A 4,976-nucleotide genomic window follows, 5' to 3' on the forward strand; every position below is an offset into this window, starting at 1 on the left:
GGCCGCTGTGCCGCGGTCGCCGCAGCGGCGGGCCGCGGCTTCGTCGGCTGCCCGCTCGGCGGCGAACGAGACGTGGCCGGCGACAGCCGTCAGGGCTGGATGGCACCAGCCGGCGAACTGGGCGAGGCAGAGGAAGAGGTGGTGCCTGGCGGCGAGGTGGGCCCGCTCGTGCGCGAGCAGCGCTTCGCGCTCCACGGGCCCCAGGGCGCGCAGCATGCCGGTGGTCACGACGATCCGGTCCGGCCGGGCCGGTCCGCCCGGCAGTGCGAACGCGTCAGGACGGGGGTCGTCCAGGACGCACAGCCCTCCGGCGTCCGGGAGGCCGTGGATGAGGCGACGCACGACGCGCAGGCGCACCACCTCCGACGCCGTCCCGCGCGCCACGCGGACAGCGGCCAAGGAGAGTGCGCCGGCGGCGAGCGCCGATACCCCAAGGACCAGGGGCCGCGGGCCCGCCGTGAGCGGCCGGATCAGCTCCGCGAGTGCGGCTGCGGGAGGAAAGGCCAGGGCCAGTGGCAGTAGCAGGACGCCCAGGCTCGCCACGACTCCCACGGCCAGTGCGGTGGTGGCGCAGGTGATCGTCCACAGCGCGATCTCGGGCCGGACTCTCTGGGTGGTGCGGCGCGCCAGCGGCGCCAGTGCCCACGGCAGGAGGAGGGGGAACAGCAGCAAGGTGATCAACGACCGCCTCCGTCCAGCAGGCGCTTGAGCTCCGCCTCGTCGGCGGCGCTGAGTCCCTCGACGAACCGGGCCAGTACCGTACTGCGGTCGTCGTCCTGGTCCAGTTCCCGGTGCATGCGCTGAGCGGTCAGGCCGTGGGAGTCCTCCAGCGCGAAGTAGAGGAATCCGCGTCGACCCGGACTCCGTCCCACTGCCCCTTTCTCGTGCAGCCGTGCGAGGAGCGTCGCCACCGTGGTGCGGGCCAGCTCCTGAGGTATCGCGGCCCGCACATCGGCGGCCGACTGGGGCTGATCCGCCGCGCACAGAGCCGCCAGCACGCTGGCTTCCAGCTCGCCGGCGGGCCTGCGCTCACCCACTGCGTCCGTCATGGAACCTTCCCTTCCTCCAGGTCGTCTACAGTGAAGTAGACCGACTACAGTCTTGTAGACGCAAGTGGGTCGCTGCCTCGTTCCCGCATGAGGCCCCGGCCCGTCCGTGTCCGGTATACCCGACAGCCGCCATCGAAGGGGCCAGCGCCGATGACGCTCGCGCACCACGCAGCACCCCCGCTCCAACTCGCCGTGAACGTCCTCGACGCCCAGTCCCTGCTCGCCGCCTTCGGCACGCTCGGCATCGCCGTGGTCCTCTTCGCCGAGACCGGTCTGCTGATCGGGTTCGTGCTGCCCGGTGATTCCCTGCTGTTCACGGCCGGTCTGCTGTGCGCCTCGGGCTCCGCCGGAGGGGCGGTCCACCTGTCCCTGGGCTGGGTCCTCGTCGCGGCCGCGGCCGGCGCGCTCACCGGAGCCCAGGCCGGCTATCTGCTTGGCCGCCGGGCCGGCCCGGCCCTGCTCAAGCGTACGAAGTCACGCAAGGTCACTGAGGCCGCCGACAGGGCCGCGGAGATCCTCCAGCGGTACGGACATGCCAAGGCCATCGTGCTCGCCCGCTTCCTCCCGGTCGTGCGGACCGTTCTGAACCCGCTCGCGGGCGTCCTGGCCGTCCCGGCCCGGACCTTCGCCCTCTGGCAGGTCGTCGGTGGGCTGGTGTGGACGGTCGGCCTGGTGCTGGCCGGATACGGCCTCGGCGCGTCGGTCCCGAACGTCGACCGCTATCTGCTGCCGATCATCGCCGTCATCGTCATCGTGTCGCTCATCCCCGTCGGCCTGGAGCTGCTGCGCTCCCGCCGCTCCCGCGGTGCGAACGGGGGTGCCTGATGGAGACCGCGACCACCGCTCAGGCGTATGACGGCTCGGGTATCGACGGCGCGGTCTATGTCGACGTGGTCGACGCCGCGCACCACGCACCGTCCTGGCTGGACGGGCTCGTCTCGGGCTACTCCACCTACGGGCTCGCGCTGTTCGCCTTCCTGATGCTGGTCGGCTGGTGGCAGGCCCGCCACCGGGATACGGCGCAGGCCGTGAAGGCGCTGGCCGCGCCCGTGCTCACCGTGCTGGCGTTCGTCGTCAGCACCCTGCTGAAGCAGGCGGTGCAGGAGAACCGGCCCTGCCAATCCCTGCACGTGATCACGCTGGAGGCGTGTCCGGCTGTCGGCGACTGGTCCTTCCCCAGCAACCACGCCACTCTGGCGGCGGCCGCGGCGGTAGCCCTGTGGTTCGTCAGCGCCCGCCTCGGGGTGATCGCCACGATCGGCGCGTTGGCGATGGCGGCCTCCCGTGTGTGGGTCGGCGCTCACTATCCGCACGACATCGTTGCGGGCCTTGCCGTCGGGGCGCTTGTCGCGGCATTGCTCGCACTGCCCCTCCGCCGGAGCGCCGACGCCCTGGCCGGGCTGCTGATCCGGGGGCGACTGCGTCCGCTCATTGCCTCATGACCGGTGCGGGGGCGTCACGCTTCGCGGACGTCCGAACTCCGGCCCGCCCGTGCGCCGGGCGAGCCGGACCCCAAGACCCTGGGCCCGTGGACCGGCCGGCCGCCTCCGAGGGGACCTGGGGTCCTTCTTCCGGTTCACGCCGGCTCCAGCCGACGGCGCCCCGGCGATCCGGCTTCGGTCGCTGGTAGTCCGGGCGGGACAAATCTCGGTCGCTGAGGGTTGTTTCGCGTCGGAGGCCGACGGGGACTCGCATGGCACGTTGCCGGAGAGCCGAAGCTCCGTCCGGGCGACATCACCGTTCACTCAAAGTGGACCGCCTTCCGTTCACCTCACCGCACGTGAGGAGCACTCATGACAGACACCCCCTCCACCTCCCGCCTCCGGCACGATCCGCTCGTACGCGGCCTGGGCTGGGCCAGTGCGCTCCTGGGTGTGCCCCAGGTCGTCGCCCCGGAGGGCTTCGCCCGCGCCCTGGGCGTGGATGGCACCTTCCGGCATCGCTCGGCCACGACGGCCGTCGGTGTGCGCGAGCTGGCGGCGGCGGCCGGCCTGCTGGGACGGCCGCATCCAGCCTGGCTCTGGACCCGCGTCGGCGGCGACGTCATGGATCTGACGATGCTGACCCGGGCCCTGAAGAACCACGACGGCCGTGGCCTCAGCCGCACCGTCGCCGCGACCGCCGCGGTCACCGCCCTCACAGCCACGGACGTCTACGCGGCCGTGACCCGCACCCGTAGGAGCACCCCCATGGAACTGACCGGGGCCACCACCGTCGCCCGGCCCCCGGATGAGGTCTACGACCTCTGGAGGGACCTGGAGCGGCTGCCGGACTTCATGGCGCACCTGGAGGAGGTGCGCGCCACGGGCCCGGGTATCACTCACTGGCGGGCCACCGCGCCGTTCGGCAAGACGGTCGAATGGGATGCCGAGACCACGCAGGAAGTCGCCGGCCGGCTGATCGCCTGGCGGTCGGTGGAGGGCGCCGACATCGACAACTCCGGCGAGGTCCGCTTCGTGCCCGCCCCCGGCGGCCGGGGCACGGAGATCCGGGTGACCCTGCGCTACGACCTGCCCGGCGGCGCGCTGGGCCAGGCCGCGGCGCGCTACTTCGGCGAAGAACCGCACCAGCAGCTGGACGACGACCTGCGCCGCTTCAAGCAGATCGCGGAGACCGGCGAGGTCATCCGCTCCGAGGGCGCACCCGGCGGCAAGCGTGCCCGCGGCGAGTTCCCGCAGCACCCGGCCCGACCGCTGACCGAGGCCGAACTCAAGGAGGCTCTGGCATGAAGGCGAACTGCTGGACCGGACGCAACTCCGTCGAGGTGCAGGACGTCCCGGACCCGTCGATCCTCAACAGCCGCGACGCCATCGTGAAGATCACCTCGACGGCGATCTGCGGCTCCGATCTCCATCTGCTCGACGGCTATGTCCCCACCATGGAAAAGGGCGACATCATGGGCCACGAGTTCATGGGAGAGATCATCGAGGTCGGCCCCGGCGTCAGCGACAAACTGCGCGTCGGCGACCGGGTCGTCGTGCCCTTCCCCATCGCGTGCGGCGCCTGCTCGGCCTGCCACGCGAAGCTGTACTCGTGCTGCGAGAACACGAACCCGAACGCCGGCATCTCGGAGAAGCTCTTCGGCCACCCCACCGCCGGGATCTACGGCTACTCCCATCTCACCGGCGGCTTCGCCGGCGGCCAGGCCGAGTACGCCCGCGTGGTGCTCGCCGACGCCAACGTCCTGAAGATCGGGCCGGAACTCACCGACGAGCAGGTGCTGTTCCTGTCCGACATCCTGCCGACCGGGTACATGGGCGCCGAGATGTGCGACATCCAGGAAGGTGACGTCGTCGCCGTCTGGGGTGCCGGTCCGGTCGGCCAGTTCGCCATGGACAGCGCCCGGGTCCTGGGCGCGGAGAAGGTCATCGCGATCGACAAGGAGCCCTACCGGCTCGACATGGCCGCCGCCCAGGGCTACACCACCATCAACTTCGAGGACACCGACGTACGCTCGGCGCTGCTCGAACTCACCGCCGGCCGGGGCCCCGACAAGTGCATCGACGCGGTCGGCCTGGAGGCCACCCACGGTGCCTCCCACATCCATCTCTACGACCGCGCCAAGCAAGCGGTCCGCTCCGAGACGGACCGGCCGCACGCCCTGCGCCAGGCCATCCTGTCCTGCCGCAGCGGCGGCGTGGTGTCGGTCATCGGCGTCTACGGCGGGATGATCGACAAGTTCCCGGCGGGTGCCTGGATGAACAGGTCCCTGACCCTGCGCACCGGGCAGTGCCACGTGCAGAGGTACATGAAGCAGCTGCTCGGTCTCATCGAGCAGGGCAAGATCGACCCCACCCGGATCATCACCCACCGGCTCCCCCTGTCCGAGGCACCGACCGGCTACGACCTGTTCAAGCACAAGAAGGACGGCTGCGAGAAGGTCGTCCTGTCGCCATGAGGGCCGCGCCGATGAACCGCGGCGCCATG

General features: G+C 71.3%; 6 protein-coding genes. 4 read left to right on the plus strand and 2 right to left on the minus strand.

The features are described from left to right. Together GT030_RS30340 and GT030_RS30345 are read right to left on the minus strand one after the other, a co-directional pair. The coding region (locus GT030_RS30340; RefSeq protein ID WP_161203830.1) for a M48 family metalloprotease at nucleotides 1-681 on the minus strand (681 nt) is incomplete at its 3' end. After that, the gene (locus tag GT030_RS30345) at nucleotides 678-1,049 is read right to left on the minus strand and encodes a BlaI/MecI/CopY family transcriptional regulator (RefSeq protein ID WP_161203831.1); all 372 of its coding nucleotides are present in this window, start codon (nucleotides 1,047-1,049) and stop codon (nucleotides 678-680) included. The genes GT030_RS30340 and GT030_RS30345, both read right to left, overlap by 4 nt. Before the next feature lie 150 nt (nucleotides 1,050-1,199). On the opposite strand from GT030_RS30345, the gene GT030_RS30350 reads away from it, so the two are divergent. From GT030_RS30350 to GT030_RS30365, 4 genes are all read left to right on the plus strand, one after another. Continuing rightward, nucleotides 1,200-1,874, plus strand: coding sequence for a DedA family protein (locus GT030_RS30350; protein ID WP_161203832.1), 675 nt, complete (start codon nucleotides 1,200-1,202; stop codon nucleotides 1,872-1,874). Next, nucleotides 1,874-2,491 (plus strand): phosphatase PAP2 family protein, encoded by a 618-nt coding sequence (locus GT030_RS30355; protein WP_161203833.1) that lies wholly within the window; start codon nucleotides 1,874-1,876, stop codon nucleotides 2,489-2,491. Before GT030_RS30350 ends, GT030_RS30355 begins: the two co-directional genes overlap by 1 nt. Nucleotides 2,492-2,842: 351 nt before the next feature. Further along, entirely contained in the window at nucleotides 2,843-3,778 is a 936-nt protein-coding gene (locus tag GT030_RS30360) for an SRPBCC family protein (RefSeq protein ID WP_161203834.1), read from the plus strand. Beyond that, the gene (locus tag GT030_RS30365; RefSeq protein WP_161203835.1) at nucleotides 3,775-4,947 is read left to right on the plus strand and encodes a zinc-dependent alcohol dehydrogenase; all 1,173 of its coding nucleotides are present in this window, start codon (nucleotides 3,775-3,777) and stop codon (nucleotides 4,945-4,947) included. Before GT030_RS30360 ends, GT030_RS30365 begins: the two co-directional genes overlap by 4 nt. Nucleotides 4,948-4,976 lie beyond the last annotated feature (29 nt).

This window comes from Streptomyces sp. SID1328 (assembly GCF_009865595.1).
GTDB lineage: Bacteria > Actinomycetota > Actinomycetes > Streptomycetales > Streptomycetaceae > Streptomyces > Streptomyces griseoluteus.

What these genes read in the sequence shown, in the direction of transcription:
- GT030_RS30365 (WP_161203835.1), top strand. Translation starts at nt 3,775, where the DNA reads ATGAAGGCGAACTGCTGGACCGGACGCAACTCCGTCGAGGTGCAGGAC.
- GT030_RS30360 (WP_161203834.1), top strand. Translation starts at nt 2,843, where the DNA reads ATGACAGACACCCCCTCCACCTCCCGCCTCCGGCACGATCCGCTCGTA.
- GT030_RS30355 (WP_161203833.1), top strand. Translation starts at nt 1,874, where the DNA reads ATGGAGACCGCGACCACCGCTCAGGCGTATGACGGCTCGGGTATCGAC.
- GT030_RS30350 (WP_161203832.1), top strand. Translation starts at nt 1,200, where the DNA reads ATGACGCTCGCGCACCACGCAGCACCCCCGCTCCAACTCGCCGTGAAC.
- GT030_RS30345 (WP_161203831.1), bottom strand. Translation starts at nt 1,049, where the DNA reads ATGACGGACGCAGTGGGTGAGCGCAGGCCCGCCGGCGAGCTGGAAGCC.